We start from the raw sequence: 18,297 nt of genomic DNA on the forward strand, positions 1-18,297 counted from the left end.
CTGTTAGCCATTGAGCTAACCGTTAATCAATTTAGATAGAGAGCCAAGTATGTCTCAGGGTTTTATCGAATTCCCAAATATCGATCCTGTTCTTATTGAACTAGGACCAATCTCAGTTCGTTGGTACGGCCTAATGTACCTTGTCGGTTTTATGTTTGCTCTTTGGTTAGCAAATCGCCGAGCTGATCAACCGGGCAGCGGTTGGACTCGAGAGCAAGTATCAGACTTACTGTTTGCTGGCTTTCTAGGTGTGGTGCTGGGTGGTCGTATTGGCTACGTACTTTTCTACAACTTTGATCTTTTCCTAGCAGACCCACTGTACCTATTTAAGGTATGGACTGGCGGTATGTCTTTCCACGGTGGCTTGCTTGGTGTTATTACTGCCATGTTTTGGTATGCCAAAAAGAACGGTCGAACCTTCTTTGGTGTGGCAGACATGATTGCACCATTGGTGCCATTTGGTTTAGGCATGGGACGCTTAGGTAACTTCATGAACAGCGAGCTTTGGGGCCGTGTGACTGATGTGCCATGGGCGATTGTGTTCCCTAACGGTGGTCCACTTCCTCGTCACCCATCTCAACTTTACGAGATGGCGCTTGAAGGTATTGTACTGTTCTTCATCTTGAACTGGTTTATCAAAAAGCCGCGTCCTCTTGGTTCTGTATCAGGGTTATTCCTAGCTGGATATGGTACATTCCGCTTCTTAGTAGAATACGTACGTGAACCTGATGCTCACCTAGGTTTGTTCGGTGGATTTATCTCTATGGGGCAAATTTTGTCACTGCCAATGGTTATCATCGGTGTGCTGATGATGGTGTGGGCATACAAGCGTGGTCACTACAAAGACGAATTACCACAACAAACGAAGTAAGGAATTGGTGTGAAACAGTATTTAGATCTCTGTCAGCGTATCGTTGATGACGGTACTTGGATTGAAAATGAACGCACGGGCAAGCGCTGCCTAACCGTGATCAATGCTGACCTTGAATATGATGTTGGTAATAACCAATTCCCACTGGTAACAACGCGTAAGAGCTTTTGGAAAGCCGCAGTTGCTGAACTGCTTGGCTATATCCGTGGTTACGACAATGCTGAAGATTTTCGTAAGCTAGGGACTAAAACTTGGGATGCGAACTCGAACCTGAACGAAGCATGGCTGAATAATCCTTACCGCAAGGGTGAAGATGACATGGGCCGTGTTTATGGCGTTCAAGGACGTGCATGGGCAAAACCTGACGGCGGTCATATCGACCAACTGAAGAAGATTGTTGATGATCTAACGAACGGTATTGATGACCGTGGCGAGATCTTAAACTTCTATAACCCAGGTGAGTTCCACATGGGATGTTTGCGTCCGTGTATGTACAGCCATCACTTCTCACTACTTGGTGATACTCTGTACCTAAACAGCACTCAGCGCTCTTGTGATGTACCACTAGGCCTGAACTTCAACATGGTTCAAGTGTATGTCTTCTTAGCTATCATGGCGCAAATCACGGGTAAAAAAGCGGGTGTGGCTTACCATAAGCTTGTGAATGCTCATATCTACGAAGATCAACTCGCACCCATGCGTGATATCCAGTTAAAGCGTGAGCCGTTAGCTGGCCCAACATTCCACATCAATCCTGAGATTAAGTCTCTAGAAGATTTGGAGACATGGGTAACGATGGATGACTTCTGGGTTGAAGGTTACGAATGCCACGAAGCGATTAAGTACCCATTCTCGGTTTAATCTCACTCGCTTTGTTTGATTGAAAGGCTGCCTCTGTGCAGCCTTTTTTATTTGTTATGCTTGGCTTGCTTACTATTTGTAAAACCAATAATCTTGAGTGGTCTTTTCTAACTACAGAACTACTATGACTCGCTCGCATTGCTTTGTACTGCAACACGATTTTCCTATTGCTTTCTACCCTGATAAAAATCAGTTGGTGGTGGATAGCGAAGCGATTCATTTAGAGCCATTGCAGGCAAAGTTGCTCTGCTATTTCATCGAAAATCGCGGGCAAGTGGTTAGCACTCAACAGATAGCCGCGGATGTGTGGCAAAGAACTCAAGTGTCTGACAACTTGGTCAGACAGGTCATTAGCTTACTGCGCAGTCAGCTTCAGGATAAATCACGTCCGTATCGGATTATTCAGACCATTCCTAAGCAAGGTTACCTGTTCAATGTTGAGGTGACTCAGCCGAGCGTCGAACCAACTCCCGTTGAGGGCGCCTCTCTACCTGAATCTGAACCTAAACCTTTTGTTGCTAAGTCGAAAAAGAAAACCATCGCCCTGATTACAACCGCAGTATTCTCTGTTGGCTTAATAGCAACTTGGGCGTGGCAAACCGATGTCCCAACCGATGACACAGCTGTTATTTCTGCTAATCAAAGTGATGTGATTCCTGTTTATATCCATGACATAACACTCGATTCTGCGAACGATTATGAGATGTCAGAAAGCGTTTATAACTATCTTTTCTACGGGCTGAACTCGGCAAAAAACTTATCGGGTTACCACTTTTCTCAGCTATCGAAGCAGGGCAAGCAATCACTGGCCAACAATGGTGTCGAGCTCAAAGGTTGGCTTAAGCAAAAGGGTGGTGATTATGTGTTGAGCGTGCTTGTACAAAACAACCGCCAACCCAACCAAAGTCAGAAAGTGGAAAAGACCTTTAGCCAAGATAATTTCTTCGATGCCATTGGGGATGTGATTCTCGAGATCAAAGCCATTATTGCTCCAATGAGCTCAGAATACGGCGTGGCAAGTCATCGAGTGACCTCTATTGATAATTACGATGATTGGAGTGTTATTTCTGAGGGGATATCGTTGTTCTACCAAGGTAAAGGTGGTCAGCCATTTGAGGAAATAGCACTTCAGTTGGATACGATTCAACAACAAGGGCGAGATAATTATCTGGTCAATGCGTTACTGTCATATTCGGAATCTTTGGCTTATTTGCAAAGCCATGAGCAAGAAGATCGCGAACATGCACTGCAGCTGGCAAAGCAAGCCTTCGAGATGAACCCACGTTGTGACATCGCTAATCTTACCTTGGGTCTTGCACTGTTAATCAACCAACATGCCAATCAAGCTTTCCCTTACCTTTTTTATGCGGCCGAAAGTACACCGAGCCCAATCAGTTTTTATCTACTCAGTGTGGCTGACAAGCTGTCGGACAACCCAAAAGGTTCGCAATACAATTATCAACGTTATACCGAAGTGAAAAAAGAGCATGACGGTCAACTGTTTGATCTTATTGAATCTTTATAAAAAACAAACCTTTCCTAAACCTCGAAATACGTTTTTAAGCGAGGGTGTTTCGTGAGCGCTAATGGCTCCGGTACTTCCGCAAGGTGTCCTTGTACCAACAGGCTTCTCAATATGTTTGATTATTGTTTGGACTCAGGCTCGATTGCCTTGCATCAAGCGTAAAAACATCGACTTCCACATACTGGTCACCAAATCATTCATTATTTGGGGTACACACATGTTGAAGAAGTTTGCTTTTCAGATCATTCCAATTCAGGTCTTCATATTCGTCTTTTGGTTCAAAAATGGCTTTATCGATAAAGTGATGGGCGTGTTACTTGGCTTCATTACGCCTCAGACCGCTTATGCGGGAGACACTTGGGCTGGTTGGAAAGGTTACATTGTTGGCACTTGGGATAAGAGCCAAATCGGTCATGCTCTGCTGAGCCCAACGTTCGATTTTATGTTCCCGATTCTGATTGCTTTGCAATGTGTGCCGTTTTTATTGGTTCTTCGTTCAGTGCTTGCAGGTGAGTTCATGGTGGGCAAAGAGCGTCCGTGGTTGCTCTATGCCGCATTCGCTTCTCTGTTTGTGACGGCTTGTATGGCTTTCACTCAAACTATCACTGGCGCAAGCGACGGACAGTATCTATGGCAATTTATCGGCTTTGGCATGGTTGCCATTATGTACCTGCGCAATGAGCAAGGTAAGTAGGGTAGCTAGATGCGAGATACGAAGAGCGTTTTTAGATTTGAGTCAGTGAGATACTGAATATCAAACGCAGATAATGAGAGGCAGTTGCTTTTCGTTACTCGTTTACCCGAATCCCGTATCTGCTCTTAAAAAGAAAAAGCCCGCAACCTAGGAGGTTGCGGGCTTTGTTATAAGCGATGTTTATTTTGCTATTAAGCGGTAAGAGCTAACACGCTACCAGGCAGTACAAGGAATACCGCAACAAGGTAACCAGCCACTACAGCTTTGTTCTTCACAGCCATGTCTGAAATCATGTCTGCCGCTTTAACTGGAAGTTCACGTAGGAACGGGATACCGAAGATGAATACCGTTGCCATGATGTTGAACACCAAGTGTACTAGAGCAATTTGTAGTGCGAATACTGCGAACTCACCAGACACTGCTGTCGCTGCAAGTAGAGCCGTAATACATGTACCGATGTTTGCACCCAGAGTGAATGGGTAAACGTCACGTACTTTAAGAACACCTGAACCTACTAGTGGAACCATCAAGCTTGTTGTCGTAGAAGAAGACTGAACAAGGATAGTAACGATAGAGCCAGAAGCGATACCGTGGATTGGACCACGACCGATTGCGTTCTTTAGAATCTCACGAGCACGACCAACCATCAGGCTCTTCATCAGCTTACCCATTACAGTGATAGCTACGAAGATAGTTGCGATACCTAGAGCGATAAGCATGATGCCGCCAACAGTGTCGCCAAATGTTGATAGAGGCTCTTTAATCGCACTTACTACTGGTTTAGTGATTGGCTTGATGAAGTTAAGACCACCCATGCTCATATCACCTGTTGCTAGCATCGGAGATACCAACCAGTGAGAAATCTTCTCTAGAATACCAAACGCCATCTCTAGTGGAAGGAAGATAGCAACGGCTAATAGGTTAAAGAAGTCGTGGATTGTCGCACTTGCGAATGCACGTTTGAACTCTTCTTTACAACGAACGTGACCAAGGCTAACTAGCGTATTGGTTACCGTAGTACCAATGTTAGCACCCATGATCATAGGAATAGCTAGCTCAACAGGTAAACCACCTGCCACAAGGCCAACGATAATTGAAGTAACTGTACTTGATGATTGAATAAGCGCTGTTGCTACTAAACCAATCATTAAGCCTGCAACTGGGTGTGAAGCAAATTCGAAAAGAACCTTTGCTTGCTCGCCTGTTGCCCATTTGAAGCCTGTACCAACCATTGAAACTGAAAGTAATAGTAGGTAAAGCATGAATGCCAAGTTAGCCCAGCGTAGCCAACGAGTAGTGCTCGAGATAGGCGCTGCTGCAGTAGTAGCTTGGTTCATAATGTTTTCTCCATTGGACCGTTTAAGTCTGTGTTTGGTCTGTTTGTTTAATCTGAGCGTGATGTTAGAGGGGAAATATTTCAGTAATATTACATTTTGGTTTAGGTCGGACTTTTTTGTGATGATTTACTCTTTAAATATTCCTAGAGCTAATGTGGTTATTTTAAGTTGTTGTTTTTATTTGATTTTTAACGGTAATTCTATAGGTGATATAGATCTTAAAAGTTAGAGAAAAATTGAAAATAATCGCTGAAATATTACATTATGAAATCAGACACTTCGAAAAAATAAGTGATAAATCTATGTTTATTTAGGTTTTTCCGAGTTTATTGAGTGGCGGTGTCATATTTGATATAAAAGGGTATCTACTCTTTTATTACGGCACATCTATGTCGCATCTCAACTACAACCATCTGTATTACTTCTGGATGGTTTGCAAGCAAGGCTCTGTTACTAAAGCTGCAGAAGCCCTATTTCTAACACCACAAACGGTAACGGGGCAGATAAAAGCCTTGGAAGAGCGCATGGATGGCAAGTTGACCAAGCGTAATGGCCGAAGTGTGGAGCCTACAGAGCTTGGGCAACTGGTCTTTAAATATGCCGATCGTATGTTTGGCCTGAGTTACGAGATGCTGGATATCGTGAATTACAGCCAGCACTCCAATATTCTGTTTGATGTTGGCGTCGCGGATGCGCTCTCTAAAAGACTCGTCAGTAAGATACTGATGTCGACCATCCCTCCAGATAACAGCATTCATTTACGCTGCTTTGAATCGACCCATGAAATGCTACTTGAGCAACTCTCTCAACATAAGCTCGATATGATTTTGTCTGACTGTCCGGTGGACTCTAGTCAAAGTCCGGGCTTGTTCAGTAAAAAGTTGGGTGAGAGTGGAATGAGTTTTTTTAGTTCAGGTCAGGTTGAAGGGGTTAATTTCCCTGCTGTATTGGAGCAAAGAAAGCTTTTGATCCCTGGTAGCCGAACCTCAATGGGGCGTAAAGTGCTGCAATGGTTCGATAGACAAGGGCTTAAGCCAGATATTTTAGGTGAGTTTGATGATGCCGCATTGATGAAGGCTTTTGCTCGTTATCATCATGACGCAATATTCTTAGCTCCGACGCTTTATATGTCTGAAGTGGAAGACGACACATCACTGCAACTATTAGGCGGTATTGAAGAGTTAAAAGAGGAGTACTACGTCATATTTGCTGAGAGGATGATCCAACATCCAGCAGTAAAAAACGTATGTGACGCAGATTTTAGCAAATTGTTCGAATGAGTTAGTTTGTTAATGAATTGATATCGATTATCATAGCTCCACCATATGCCGGAAATACTGATAGCCCGTAGTTGGCGTAAAGGTTGTAGGGAGCCAAACTATGAACTTAAAAGAGATGGAGAAGAACTCAGCACAAGCTGTGATTCTACTCAAAGCCATGGCTAACGAGCGTCGCTTACAGATTTTGTGCCTATTACATGGTACTGAACTGTCGGTTGGGGAGCTGTGTGGCAAGTTGGAACTGAGTCAGTCTGCTTTATCTCAACATCTTGCTTGGTTGAGAAGAGATGGTTTGGTCGAAACTCGCAAAGAAGCTCAAACTGTGTATTACACATTGAGTAGTGAAGAAGTAAAAGCGATGATTAACCTACTGCATGGTATTTACTGCAAGTAGCTTATTGCTGGTGGGAGGGGGATTTCTTATCAGCGATAGAATGACACAAGGAAGTGTTAGCATTTCACATTGAACGTTAATGTTTACCTATCTACCTATCTACCTATCTACCTACGTACCAATTTACTTCTCTATTTATTTTCCTGATTGTTTGTTTTATCTATCGGTTTAACTGTCTATCGGTAAGCAAAACGGCTGTTAGCACGTAAAATAAAAGCGTTACTCAAAATTTAGATATAAAAAAACCGGCCTAGGCCGGTTTTTTTCGTTTTGCGTTGTAATCAAATTTCTATTAAAGAGCTTTGATTGCAGCAGCGAAACGAGACTTATGACGTGCAGCTTTATTCTTATGAATAAGGCCTTTAGTCGCCATACGGTCAAGAAGTGGTGTAACTTCTACAAGAGCAGCAGTTGCAGCTTCTTTATCACCAGCTGCGATAGCTGCGATAGTCTTTTTCATGTAAGTGCGCATCATAGAACGACGGCTAGCATTGTGCTGGCGACGTTTCTCAGCTTGGATAGCGCGCTTCTTAGCAGATTTACTGTTTGCCAAGGGTCTAACTCCCAAAAACTTAGTTCGGTGACAATTTAAGGGCGAGGACTATCCCTCATTAGCGCTTAATTGTCAAATGATTTGTGCAAAAACCAATCGTAGCCAAACAAACTTTGGTATGGAAAGGTCATCGCGGTTAAGATGGCGGGGATTCTAACAGCATTTTTAGACCAATGCTAATAAATATGCTTCTTAGGACAGGATAGTATTTATCCTCGCTTGAAAGTAATCAACCAGTGTCAGAGGTTTCTGTGAGTAAACGACTATTAAAGTCAGGCCTGATTGTCAGCGCAATGACTTTTGTTTCCCGTGTATTGGGGCTAGTACGTGATGTAGTAGTAGCAAATTTGATGGGGGCAGGAGCGAGTGCCGACGTATTTTTCTTCGCTAATAAAATTCCTAATTTCTTACGTCGACTTTTTGCAGAAGGTGCGTTTTCTCAAGCGTTTGTTCCTGTATTAACGGAATATCACGCCGCAGGCGATAAAGATAAGACACGAGATTTAATTGCTAAGGTGTCGGGTACGCTCGGGGTCTTAGTTTCTATTGTCACCGTTATCGGGGTGTTGGGCTCTGGTGTGATCACCGCGATGTTTGGGGCAGGTTGGTTTATCGACTGGCTAAATGATGGCCCATCAGCGCCAAAATTTGAGCTAGCGAGCTTTATGCTCAAGATTACCTTTCCTTATTTATGGTTTATCACCTTCGTCGCTTTATCTGGTGCCATTCTTAATACATTAGGTAAGTTTGCGGTCTCTTCTTTTACGCCTGTGTTCTTGAACGTGATGATCATAGGCGCTGCATGGTTTATCTCACCTAATTTAGAACAACCAGAAATTGGTTTAGCTATTGGTGTGTTTCTTGGTGGCTTAGTCCAATTCCTTTTCCAAATGCCTTTCTTGATCAAAGCGGGTGTATTGGTTAAGCCGAAGTGGGGTTGGCGAGATCCGGGTGTGGTTAAGATCCGCACATTAATGATCCCTGCTCTGTTCGGTGTATCGGTCAGTCAAATCAACTTATTGTTTGATACCTTTATTGCCAGCTTCCTCGCAACAGGCTCTATCAGTTGGTTGTACTACTCAGACCGACTGCTTGAATTTCCTCTCGGTTTATTCGGTATCGCGATTGCGACTGTGATTCTTCCTGCTTTATCTCGTAAACACGTAGATGCTCAAGGGGAAGGATTCGCGCATACCATGGACTGGGGCGTGCGCATGGTTTTGCTGCTTGGTATTCCTGCGATGTTAGGTCTTATCGTTTTAGCTAAACCAATGCTAATGGTGCTATTCATGCGCGGTGAGTTCTCTCCACACGATGTACAGCAGGCATCGATGTCATTGGTAGCTTACGCATCAGGCTTGCTTAACTTCATGTTGATTAAAGTTTTAGCTCCGGGTTATTACTCTCGCCAAGATACTAAGACACCGGTTAAGTACGGCATTATCGCTATGGTGACCAATATGGTGTTTAACGCGATTTTCGCTTATTTCTATGGCTATGTGGGTTTGGCGATTGCGACGGCACTGTCTGCCTTTGTGAATATGGCGTTGTTATATCGAGGATTACACCTTGCGGGTGTGTATCAATTAACTAAGACAACCTTGTTGTTCAGTGCCAAATTAATTATCTCAGGTGTGGTGATGGTAGCGGCTATTTTATGGCAGCTGGATAATATGCAACATTGGCTTGAATGGAGCTTTAGCCAGAGAGCGCTGACATTAACAGGCTTGATTGGACTTGGTGGCTTTGTTTATATTGTTTCGGTACTGATTTTAGGTATCCGAGTAAAACATTTAAAAGCAGCGACAGATTAATACTGATTAGTATATAATCCGTCGGTTTCACACAATAAATGATGCAAATAACAGGTTTTAGCTGATCATAATGGAACTGATCCGAGGTATACACAATATTAAAGCGCAGCATCATGGCTGTGTATTAACCATAGGTAACTTCGATGGTGTTCATTTAGGACATCAAGAGGTTCTGAGTCAGGTTTCTAAACAAGCTGCAGCATTAGGGCTACCTTCTGTTGTTATGACGTTTGAGCCGCAGCCTATGGAGCTGTTTGCCCGAGATAGAGCGCCAGCACGTTTAACTCGCTTACGAGATAAATACGTGCAACTGAGCAAGCTAGATATCAGTCGCTTATTGTGTGTTAATTTTAATCAGTATTTTGCAAGTTTATCCGCGGAAGCGTTCATTAAGGATCTTTTGGTTGATAAGCTTGGTGTGAAGTTCTTGGTGGTTGGTGACGATTTTTGCTTTGGTAAAGGTCGCACTGGCAATTTCGCTATGCTCAAAGAGGCGGGCGAGAAGTACGGTTTTGAGGTGGTCAGCACCCAAAGCTATTGCTTAAACCAATTACGAGTAAGCAGTACTGAGATACGAAATGCATTAGCGGTCGATGACTTGGCTGCAAGTGCTACCATGTTAGGACGTGATTACAGTATTAGTGGTCGAGTGTCCCATGGTCGAAAACTAGGGAGAACTATCGGTTTCCCTACCGCTAATATTCCATTAAAGCGTTGTGTTTCTCCTGTATCGGGAGTGTATGTTGTTGAAGCTTTGGATATCGACGGTGTTCCTGTCGGTGGCGTTGCTAATATTGGACAACGACCAACAGTTAATGGGGTAAGGCAGCAATTAGAAGTGCACTTTTTTGACTTTAAAGCCAATTTATATGGTAAACAGTTAGAAGTACGACTTTTGCACAAACTGCGCGACGAGATAAAATTTGAATCGTTCGACGCACTAAAGAATCAAATAGAATTGGATGCTGAAGCCGCAAGGGTGTGGCTGCTTCAGCTAAAGAATTAATCGGATGATTCCACCGATTAACATAATGTCTAACTTCGCCCAATATAACGGAATTAAGAATCGATGAGTGATTATAAAGATACCCTGAACTTACCAGAAACAGGGTTCCCAATGCGCGGCAATCTGGCAAATCGTGAGCCAGAAATGCTGAAGCGTTGGTACAAAGAAGATCTTTACGGCGAAATCCGTAAGGCAAAGAAAGGTAAAAAATCTTTCGTACTGCATGATGGCCCTCCATACGCGAACGGCGACATTCACATTGGCCACGCGCTGAATAAGATTCTTAAAGACATTATTATCAAATCTAAGACCCTTTCTGGTTTTGATGCACCGTACATCCCTGGTTGGGACTGTCACGGTCTTCCAATCGAGCTAATGGTTGAGAAGAAGAAAGGTAAGCCTGGTCAGAAGATTTCGGCTGCTGAATTCCGCGAAGAGTGTCGTAAGTACGCTGCGGGTCAAGTTGAAGGTCAGAAAGAGAGCTTCAAACGTCTTGGCATCATGGGCGAGTGGGACAAACCTTACCGCACTATGGATTTCGGCACAGAAGCGAACATCATTCGTTCTCTTGGCAAAATCGCAGATAAAGGTCACCTTCTTAAAGGTTTCAAACCAGTTCACTGGTGTACTGACTGTGGTTCTGCTCTGGCTGAAGCTGAAGTTGAATATAAAGATAAAGTTTCTCCATCTATCGATGTGAAATTTACAGCAGCTGACGAAGCGGCGCTTCTAGAGAAATTCACTCTAGCTGAAGGTCACGCGGGTCAGGGCGAAATTTCTATCGTTATCTGGACAACAACACCATGGACTCTGCCGGCGAACCGCGCAGTATGTCTACGTGATGATCTTGAATACGTACTAATCCAAGTTGAAGCGAATGGCGACCAGCCTGCTCAACGTATCGTTGTTGCTTCTGATCTAGCAAAAGACGTAATGGACCGTGCAGGTATCGAGCATTTCCATAACCTTGGTTTTGCTACAGGTGCTGATCTTGAGCTTTCTCAGTTCAACCACCCGTTCTACGACTTTACTGTTCCTGCAGTTCTTGGCGATCACGTAACAACGGATTCAGGTACTGGTGTGGTTCACACTGCGCCTGGCCACGGTCAAGAAGATTTCGTGGTTGGTAAGAAGTACAACCTAGAAATCGCTAACCCAGTTGGTTCAAACGGCGTTTACCTGCCAGATACTGAGCTATTTGCTGGTCAGCACGTATTCAAAGCGAACGACTCTGTTTTAGAAGTTCTAAAAGAGAAAGGTGCACTTCTGCATCACCACGCTTACGAGCACAGCTACCCACATTGTTGGAGACACAAAACTCCAATCATCTTCCGCGCAACACCACAATGGTTCATCTCTATGGATCAAGCTGGCCTGCGTGCTAAAGCACTAGAGTCAATCAAGAGTGTTGAGTGGTTGCCTGAATGGGGTCAAAGCCGTATCGAAGGTATGGTTGAAGGTCGCCCTGAGTGGTGTATCTCTCGTCAACGTACTTGGGGTGTGCCAATTGCTCTGTTCGTTCATAAAGAAACAGCAGAACTTCACCCAGAAAGCCCAGCGCTTATTGAAAAAGTAGCGAAGCTAGTTGAAGAGAAAGGCATTCAAGCTTGGTGGGATGTAGACGCTGCTGAACTTATGGGCGCAGAAGACGCTGATAAGTACGAAAAAGTAATGGATACGCTAGACGTATGGTTCGACTCAGGTGTTACGCACTTCTCTGTTGTTGATTCTCGTGAAGAGTACAACTTCCCGAACGAAGAGCGTACTCACAGTGCTGATCTTTACCTTGAAGGTTCAGACCAACACCGTGGCTGGTTCCAGTCTTCTCTAATTTCATCTATCGCGATGAAAGACGAAGCACCGTACAAGCAAGTGCTAACGCACGGTTTCGTAGTGGATGGTAACGGCCGTAAGATGTCTAAATCTATCGGTAACGTTGTTGCTCCTAAAGACGTAACTAACAAGCTAGGTGCAGATATTCTGCGTCTATGGGTTGCTTCTACAGACTACACAGGTGAAGTTGCGGTTTCTGATGAAATCCTGAAACGTTCAGCGGATGCTTACCGTCGTATTCGTAACACGGCTCGTTTCTTCCTAGCGAACTTGAACGGTTTCAACCCTGAAACTGACCTAGTACCTGCTGAAGAGATGGTTGCACTTGATCGCTGGGCTGTTGGCCGTGCTCAAGCTGCACAAGAAGAGATTGTTAAAGCATACGGCGAGTACAACACTCACGGTGTGACTCAACGTCTAATGCAGTTCTGCTCTATTGAAATGGGTTCTTTCTACTTAGACGTAATTAAAGACCGTCAGTACACAGCGAAGCAGGGCAGCCATGCTCAACGTAGCTGTCAAACGGCGCTTTACTACATCGTAGAAGCTCTAGTTCGTTGGATGGCACCTATCATGTCGTTCACTGCAGATGAAATCTGGAATGAAATGCCAGGTGAGCGCGACACGTTCGTATTCACAGGTGAATGGTTCGAAGGTCTATTTGGTCTTGCTGAAGGCGAAGAGCTAAGCAACGAATTCTGGACTGAAATCCAGTCTGTTCGTGGCGCAGTGAATAAGCTTCTTGAAGATGCTCGTAAAGAGAAAACGATCGGTGGTGCACTGCAAGCTGAAGTTACTCTATACGCTGACGATGCACTAGCGGCTAAAATCAACAAGCTAGAAGATGAGCTACGTTTCGTACTTATCACTTCTGCAGCTGTTGTTAAGCCATTGAGCGAGAAGTCTGATGCAGCGCAAGCGACAGACGTTGCTGGTCTATTCGTTGAAGTTGCGGCTACTGAAGCTGAGAAGTGTGACCGTTGCTGGCACCACACTCCAGATGTAGGCACTATCGAAGGTCACGAGAAAGTTTGTGGTCGTTGTGTGTCGAACATCGACGGTGAAGGCGAAGTGCGTAAGTTCGCATAACGACTCAGAGAAAGACTGAACTTTTTGTAAAAATCATAGCCCCAGTATCAACTGGGGTTATTTTTAGTTATAGGAAATGTGTTTAACCAAGTTGGTAATCAAGATCACGTAAGGTGACTAACAATGAATACCAACTTCGTAAATACTAGGAATAGAAATGAGTGAAGTTTCGTTAAAACAATCTGGTGTACGTTGGTTATGGCTGGCTCTATTGGTCTTCTTAGCTGATATCGGCATTAAACTCTTTGTCATGGACAATATGGGTTACGGCTGGGCAAACCGTATTGAGGTGCTGCCATTCTTTAACTTTTTGTACGTGCATAACTACGGTGCAGCGTTTAGCTTCTTGAGTGATCAAAGTGGTTGGCAGCGTTGGTTATTTACGGGTATCGCATTTGCGGTAACAGGTATGCTGACGTACTGGATGAGCAAACTACCAGCAGCAGAGAAGTGGAATAACATTGCTTATGCGATCATCATTGGTGGCGCAGTAGGTAATGTGTTTGACCGAGTCGTACATGGCTTTGTTGTCGATTACTTAGACTTCTACTGGGGCACTTACCACTGGCCTGCATTTAACTTAGCGGATATGGGAATCTGTATCGGTGCTGCGATGATCATCTTAGATGGTTTCCGTAAGAAAGACGAAAGCAAATAGCTTGCCTCAAAGTCAGTCTATGACTCACAGAATAGAATAGCCCTAAGCGCTGTCGGTTGATTCCGACGGCGCTTTTTTTTATGCTGCAAGTAATATGAGAGCGAAGCAAATTGCGTTCTCAAATAATAAAGAAATCTAAGGAAAGTAACGTGGCAGCAATTAAAAATGATTCAGCAGTAACTCTACATTTTACGATTAAAATGAAGGATGGTTCAGTTGCCGATAGTACGGAAAATATGGGCAAGCCAGCGAAGTTCGTCATGGGCGATGGCAGCCTAAGTGAGAACTTTGAAGCGTGCTTACTTGGACTTGAAGCCGGCACTGAAAAGTCTATCGAACTGAAAGCGGAAGACGCGTTTGGTATGCCAAACCCAGATCATATTCACTATATGGATCGTGCTAAGTTTGTTGGTGACTCTGAAGTTGAAGTGGGCACTATCATGGCATTCTCAGGTCCTGACGGTATGGAAATTCCAGGTATTATTACTGAGATCGCAGGTGATTCAGTGACGGTTGATTTTAATCACCCACTCGCTGGTCAAGATGTTACCTTTGACGTCAACATCTTAACGGTAGAATAACGCTCTTAACGTTAGAATAGCACTGCCTTACAGCTGTGACACACAACCCAGAGCTTCACTGTCTAGGCGCTTCACTGTAGAATGCGAACCTCGCTGACGGCGAACTCTATAGAAACAACCTTAGTACCGCGGTAAATGATGAGCAATGAAATGAAAATAATGTTAGCTAACCCTCGTGGCTTTTGTGCCGGTGTCGATCGTGCGATCAGCATCGTAGAGCGTGCACTCGAAATGTACCAGCCACCGATCTATGTTCGCCATGAAGTGGTACACAACCGCTTTGTTGTTGAGGGGCTCAAGCAGCGTGGTGCTATTTTTGTCGAAGAACTGAGTGAAGTGCCAGACGACAACATCGTGATCTTCTCGGCTCACGGTGTCTCTCAAGCGGTTCGTAAAGAAGCGAAAGAGCGTGAGTTAACGGTATTTGATGCGACGTGTCCTTTGGTGACTAAAGTTCATATGGAGGTTGCTCGTGCGAGCCGCAAACATATGGAAGTGGTACTGATTGGTCACGCCGGCCATCCTGAAGTGGAAGGCACTATGGGTCAGTACGCGAGCCAAACGGGTGGTATGTACTTGGTTGAAAGACCAGAGGATGTACAGAACCTCGTGGTGAACGACCCGAGTAACCTGCACTACGTTAGCCAAACTACGCTATCAGTTGATGAAACAGCTGATGTGATTGAAGAGCTACGTCGAGTGTTCCCTGAGATTCAAGGCCCACGTAAAGACGACATCTGTTACGCGACTCAAAACCGTCAAGACGCAGTGCGTGAGATGGCGAATGACGTTGATGTGGTAATTGTTGTTGGTTCTAAGAACTCATCTAACTCAACTCGCCTAAAAGAGCTGGCTGAGAAGCTAGGCACGCCAGGCTACCTAACGGATTGCCCTGAAGACATTCAAACCGAGTGGGTTGAAGGGAAAAAGAAAATCGGTGTAACAGCTGGTGCTTCTGCTCCTGAAGAGTTGGTAAACCAAATCTTAGATCGTATTCGTGAGCTAGGTGCGACTGACGTTGAAGAGATTCAAGGTCGTGAAGAGAATATGTTCTTTGAAGTACCAAAAGAGCTACAGATTAAGCAAGTCGACTAATCTCTATTGATTGGTGACTAGATCGATTCGTGATACTAGCGATTCGTAAACACTATCGATTTGTAAACAGTAGAAAGCCAACGTTGATACGTTGGCTTTTTTGATCGTGCTTTGGAATAAGGCATCTAACTTCTAACGCGTTACTGGAGACCGAGTTGCTCTTTTAAAGTCTTTAAGTAACGACGACTGACAGGCACTTCAAAGCCGGTCAGGGTAATGATCTCTGCTAATCCATTCTCTAGCAGTTTGATCTCTTGGATCGATTTTATGTTGATCAAATATTGGCGATGACAGCGGATCAAATCGGTTTTTTCTTCCAAGATCTTTAGCGTTAACTGTGAGGTCGCGGTTTGCGATGAGCTACGAACATGCACACCACTGATATCGGAATAAGCACACTCGACCGTTTGGCTTGCCATGATCACAATGCGGTTATGACCGATACACGGGATCTGCTCTAAGTGACAGGGAGCAATCGCTGAGATGTTCTGTTCTGGTGCTTTCTGATTTTGTTTGATGACCTTATTCAGGCGACAAACGCTCTTGTTTAATCGACAAGGCTCGACTGGCTTAAGTAGGTAATCAAAAGCGTTATCTTCAAAGGCTTGAATCGCATATTGGTCGTAGGCGGTGACGAATACCACGTAAGGCATGGTGTCTGGGTCAAGCATGCTTAACAGTTCAATCCCGGTAACCTGCGGCATTTGGATATCCAAATACACGACATCAGGCTTGAGTAGGTTGATCTGTTTCAGTCCTTCGATCGCGTTACTTGCTTGGCCAATGATTTCCACTTCTCCGGTTTCGGTCAGCAGCTCAATCAGCTCTTCGCGAGCAAAAAGCTCATCATCGACAACTAATGCCTTTAACATCCTACAATCTTCATCTTGGTTCTATCCTTGCTTGATTCACGCTTATCTTTTAAATATCTGCTTCTAATTGTTTCAACTCGGAGCGATTTGCCCCCGAAAATACCATTATTTGAGTATAGGTATGATAAAGCTCATTCGAGTAAATTGCTGTGGTTGAGATTCTATTTTTAGTGCTGAATCTTGTCCAAAGAAATTAGTGAGTCGTTTATCAACAATTTCCATCCCTAATCCTACATGATCTTGAGATGGCTTCTGATAATTACCTGCGTTGTCTTCAACGGTTAACTTGAATCCACCCTCGAAAGCCTCGCTAGAGATCTTCACTTTACCGCCTTCCAACATATTAGATATCCCATGTTTGATGGCGTTTTCTACCAGCGGTTGCAGGGTAAAGCTCGGCAATTGTGACTCATAAAGTTGCGGGTCGATATCCCATTCCACTTCTAGTCGATCGGTAAAGCGTGCTTTCTCTATGGTCAGGTAAGCGTTGACGTGTGCCAGTTCGTCTTTGAGCTTCACGGTGTTGATGTTCTGCTTTAGGTTGCTTCTAAAGAAGTGAGACAGGTGTTGAATCAACTCTCGAGCTTTATCTGGGTCACGACGTGTTACTGCGCTGATAGTATTAAGCGCATTGAACAAGAAGTGTGGATTCACTTGAGCGTGCAGCAGTTTGATTTCTGCTTGTGTCAGTAGCGTTTGCTGCTGCTGATAGTTGCTGAATAGGATCTGGCTCGACAATAGCTGAGCGATACCTTCACCCATCGACATGTTGATGGTCGAGAAAAGTTTTAGTTTTGGCTCATACAGTTTGATGGTACCGACCACTTCGTTACCCGCGCGCAATGGGATAATCAGAGCCGAGCCCAATTTACAATCCTGCGACAAGGAGCATTGGTATGGGTTCTCTTTGCCGTCAAGGTAGATGATGTCGTTCTGTTCCATCGAAGTGAGCGTGCTTTGCGATGAAATCGGGGTATTTGGAATATGGTGTTCATCGCCAATGCCGACGAACGCAAGAATTTTTTCTCGGTCGGTAATCGCTACCGCACCAACATTGGTCTCTTCATAAACGATACGTACGATTTTTTGTGCGTTATCAGAATTGAATCCGCCATGTAAAATACCCACCGAACGCTCGGCGATGGTCAATGCGCGGCGTGAGAAGGTAGCCGAGTACTTTTCGAAGATGGTTTTCCTGTCTTGGATGATGCTCATGAACAGCGCGGCACCGACCGAGTTAGCGATGATCATTGGCGCCGCAATATCGGAGACCAGAGCATAGGATTGTTCGAAGGGTTTTGCGACCGCCAGCAGAATCAGCATCTGAATGATCTCTGCAAACAGGGTTACCGAGAAAACCACCAATGGATTAAACAACTGGCTCGCTTTGTTCTTTCTGACTAAGTAAACGTGCAATAGGCCGCCAATCAAGCCTTCTGCTGTGGTGGAAATAGCACAAGCTAAGTCTGTGAAGCCGCCTAATGAGTAACGGTGAATACCGCCAGTAAAGCCGACGGCAAAGCCAACCACGGGGCCGCCAAACAGACCCCCCATTACCGCACCCATCGCACGAGTGTTGGCTATCGCGTCATTAATCTGCAGTCCAAAATAGGTGCCCATAATACAGAACAGAGAAAACAGAACATAACAGCTGACTTTATGACTTAAGCGTGAAGAGATGCTCAACAAAGGGAGAATCAATGGCGTTTTACTTAGCATGTAAGCAATCACTAAGTAGACGCAGGTTTGTTGCAGCAGAGAGAGAATGAGTTCCATATTTTCACCTATTGAGACGCTTGTTAAGTGTAAAGCTCATTGCGTGGTAACGGTAGCT

Annotated in this window: 16 protein-coding genes; 12 read left to right on the forward strand and 4 right to left on the reverse strand. The window is 44.5% G+C overall.

The annotated features are described in order from the left end of the window. Window positions 1-49: 49 nt before the first annotated feature. From lgt to HRQ85_RS20420, 4 genes are all read left to right on the forward strand, one after another. Window positions 50-871 (forward strand): prolipoprotein diacylglyceryl transferase, encoded by an 822-nt coding sequence (gene lgt / locus HRQ85_RS20405; RefSeq protein WP_017059338.1) that lies wholly within the window; start codon window positions 50-52, stop codon window positions 869-871. A gap of 9 nt (window positions 872-880) precedes the next feature. Further along, window positions 881-1,732, forward strand: a complete 852-nt coding sequence (locus tag HRQ85_RS20410; RefSeq protein ID WP_017056122.1) for a thymidylate synthase — start codon at window positions 881-883, stop codon at window positions 1,730-1,732. A gap of 124 nt (window positions 1,733-1,856) precedes the next feature. After that, entirely contained in the window at window positions 1,857-3,257 is a 1,401-nt protein-coding gene (locus HRQ85_RS20415) for a winged helix-turn-helix domain-containing protein (RefSeq protein WP_172380477.1), read from the forward strand. A gap of 217 nt (window positions 3,258-3,474) precedes the next feature. Then, complete coding sequence (locus tag HRQ85_RS20420) at window positions 3,475-3,951, forward strand: hypothetical protein (RefSeq protein WP_172380486.1); 477 nt, start codon at window positions 3,475-3,477, stop codon at window positions 3,949-3,951. Between the two features lie 191 nt (window positions 3,952-4,142). Here the strand turns inward: HRQ85_RS20420 and HRQ85_RS20425 are convergent, their stop codons facing one another. Continuing rightward, a complete protein-coding gene (locus HRQ85_RS20425; protein WP_050646294.1) occupies window positions 4,143-5,288 on the reverse strand; it encodes a Na/Pi symporter in 1,146 nt (381 codons plus the stop codon). 389 nt (window positions 5,289-5,677) lie between these two features. Between HRQ85_RS20425 and nhaR the strand changes: the two genes are divergently transcribed. Together nhaR and HRQ85_RS20435 are read left to right on the forward strand one after the other, a co-directional pair. After that, window positions 5,678-6,568: a transcriptional activator NhaR gene (gene nhaR / locus HRQ85_RS20430; RefSeq protein WP_017062869.1), complete on the forward strand. Its 891-nt coding sequence runs from the start codon at window positions 5,678-5,680 to the stop codon at window positions 6,566-6,568. 100 nt (window positions 6,569-6,668) lie between these two features. Beyond that, window positions 6,669-6,962: an ArsR/SmtB family transcription factor gene (locus tag HRQ85_RS20435; protein ID WP_004735028.1), complete on the forward strand. Its 294-nt coding sequence runs from the start codon at window positions 6,669-6,671 to the stop codon at window positions 6,960-6,962. A 292-nt stretch (window positions 6,963-7,254) separates the two neighbouring features. On the opposite strand, the gene rpsT is transcribed toward HRQ85_RS20435, so the two are convergent. Next, window positions 7,255-7,515, reverse strand: coding sequence for a 30S ribosomal protein S20 (gene rpsT, locus HRQ85_RS20440; RefSeq protein ID WP_004739529.1), 261 nt, complete (start codon window positions 7,513-7,515; stop codon window positions 7,255-7,257). 251 nt (window positions 7,516-7,766) lie between these two features. Here rpsT and murJ point away from each other — a divergent pair, with 251 nt between their 5' ends. The 6 genes from murJ (at window position 7,767) to ispH (ending at window position 15,591) form a co-directional block, all read left to right on the forward strand. Continuing rightward, complete coding sequence (murJ, locus tag HRQ85_RS20445) at window positions 7,767-9,329, forward strand: murein biosynthesis integral membrane protein MurJ (RefSeq protein ID WP_032545655.1); 1,563 nt, start codon at window positions 7,767-7,769, stop codon at window positions 9,327-9,329. Between the two features lie 70 nt (window positions 9,330-9,399). Then, window positions 9,400-10,335 carry a bifunctional riboflavin kinase/FAD synthetase gene (ribF, locus tag HRQ85_RS20450; RefSeq protein ID WP_017062867.1) on the forward strand — a complete coding sequence of 312 codons (936 nt, stop codon included), beginning with the start codon at window positions 9,400-9,402 and terminating at the stop codon, window positions 10,333-10,335. Window positions 10,336-10,398: 63 nt separating this feature from the next. Next, window positions 10,399-13,257, forward strand: a complete 2,859-nt coding sequence (ileS, locus tag HRQ85_RS20455) for an isoleucine--tRNA ligase (protein WP_048606798.1) — start codon at window positions 10,399-10,401, stop codon at window positions 13,255-13,257. Between the two features lie 157 nt (window positions 13,258-13,414). Next, a complete protein-coding gene (lspA, locus tag HRQ85_RS20460) occupies window positions 13,415-13,915 on the forward strand; it encodes a signal peptidase II (protein ID WP_004735054.1) in 501 nt (166 codons plus the stop codon). Window positions 13,916-14,064: 149 nt separating this feature from the next. After that, window positions 14,065-14,496, forward strand: a complete 432-nt coding sequence (gene fkpB / locus HRQ85_RS20465; RefSeq protein ID WP_017062866.1) for an FKBP-type peptidyl-prolyl cis-trans isomerase — start codon at window positions 14,065-14,067, stop codon at window positions 14,494-14,496. Window positions 14,497-14,634: 138 nt separating this feature from the next. Then, the gene (ispH, locus tag HRQ85_RS20470) at window positions 14,635-15,591 is read left to right on the forward strand and encodes a 4-hydroxy-3-methylbut-2-enyl diphosphate reductase (RefSeq protein ID WP_029235087.1); all 957 of its coding nucleotides are present in this window, start codon (window positions 14,635-14,637) and stop codon (window positions 15,589-15,591) included. 140 nt (window positions 15,592-15,731) lie between these two features. Here the strand turns inward: ispH and btsR are convergent, their stop codons facing one another. Both btsR and HRQ85_RS20480 read right to left on the reverse strand, forming a co-directional pair. Further along, window positions 15,732-16,463, reverse strand: a complete 732-nt coding sequence (btsR, locus tag HRQ85_RS20475; RefSeq protein ID WP_017106772.1) for a two-component system response regulator BtsR — start codon at window positions 16,461-16,463, stop codon at window positions 15,732-15,734. Window positions 16,464-16,568: 105 nt separating this feature from the next. Then, window positions 16,569-18,239, reverse strand: a complete 1,671-nt coding sequence (locus HRQ85_RS20480; RefSeq protein WP_048606801.1) for a sensor histidine kinase — start codon at window positions 18,237-18,239, stop codon at window positions 16,569-16,571. Window positions 18,240-18,297 lie beyond the last annotated feature (58 nt).

The organism is Vibrio sp. Vb339 (genome assembly GCF_902751245.1).
Taxonomy (GTDB): Bacteria; Pseudomonadota; Gammaproteobacteria; order Enterobacterales; family Vibrionaceae; genus Vibrio; species Vibrio coralliirubri.

What these genes read in the sequence shown, in the direction of transcription:
- lgt (WP_017059338.1), top strand. Translation starts at nt 50, where the DNA reads ATGTCTCAGGGTTTTATCGAATTCCCAAATATCGATCCTGTTCTTATT.
- HRQ85_RS20415 (WP_172380477.1), top strand. Translation starts at nt 1,857, where the DNA reads ATGACTCGCTCGCATTGCTTTGTACTGCAACACGATTTTCCTATTGCT.
- HRQ85_RS20420 (WP_172380486.1), top strand. Translation starts at nt 3,475, where the DNA reads ATGTTGAAGAAGTTTGCTTTTCAGATCATTCCAATTCAGGTCTTCATA.
- HRQ85_RS20425 (WP_050646294.1), bottom strand. Translation starts at nt 5,288, where the DNA reads ATGAACCAAGCTACTACTGCAGCAGCGCCTATCTCGAGCACTACTCGT.
- nhaR (WP_017062869.1), top strand. Translation starts at nt 5,678, where the DNA reads ATGTCGCATCTCAACTACAACCATCTGTATTACTTCTGGATGGTTTGC.
- HRQ85_RS20435 (WP_004735028.1), top strand. Translation starts at nt 6,669, where the DNA reads ATGAACTTAAAAGAGATGGAGAAGAACTCAGCACAAGCTGTGATTCTA.
- ribF (WP_017062867.1), top strand. Translation starts at nt 9,400, where the DNA reads ATGGAACTGATCCGAGGTATACACAATATTAAAGCGCAGCATCATGGC.
- ileS (WP_048606798.1), top strand. Translation starts at nt 10,399, where the DNA reads ATGAGTGATTATAAAGATACCCTGAACTTACCAGAAACAGGGTTCCCA.
- lspA (WP_004735054.1), top strand. Translation starts at nt 13,415, where the DNA reads ATGAGTGAAGTTTCGTTAAAACAATCTGGTGTACGTTGGTTATGGCTG.
- ispH (WP_029235087.1), top strand. Translation starts at nt 14,635, where the DNA reads ATGAGCAATGAAATGAAAATAATGTTAGCTAACCCTCGTGGCTTTTGT.
- btsR (WP_017106772.1), bottom strand. Translation starts at nt 16,463, where the DNA reads ATGTTAAAGGCATTAGTTGTCGATGATGAGCTTTTTGCTCGCGAAGAG.
- HRQ85_RS20480 (WP_048606801.1), bottom strand. Translation starts at nt 18,239, where the DNA reads ATGGAACTCATTCTCTCTCTGCTGCAACAAACCTGCGTCTACTTAGTG.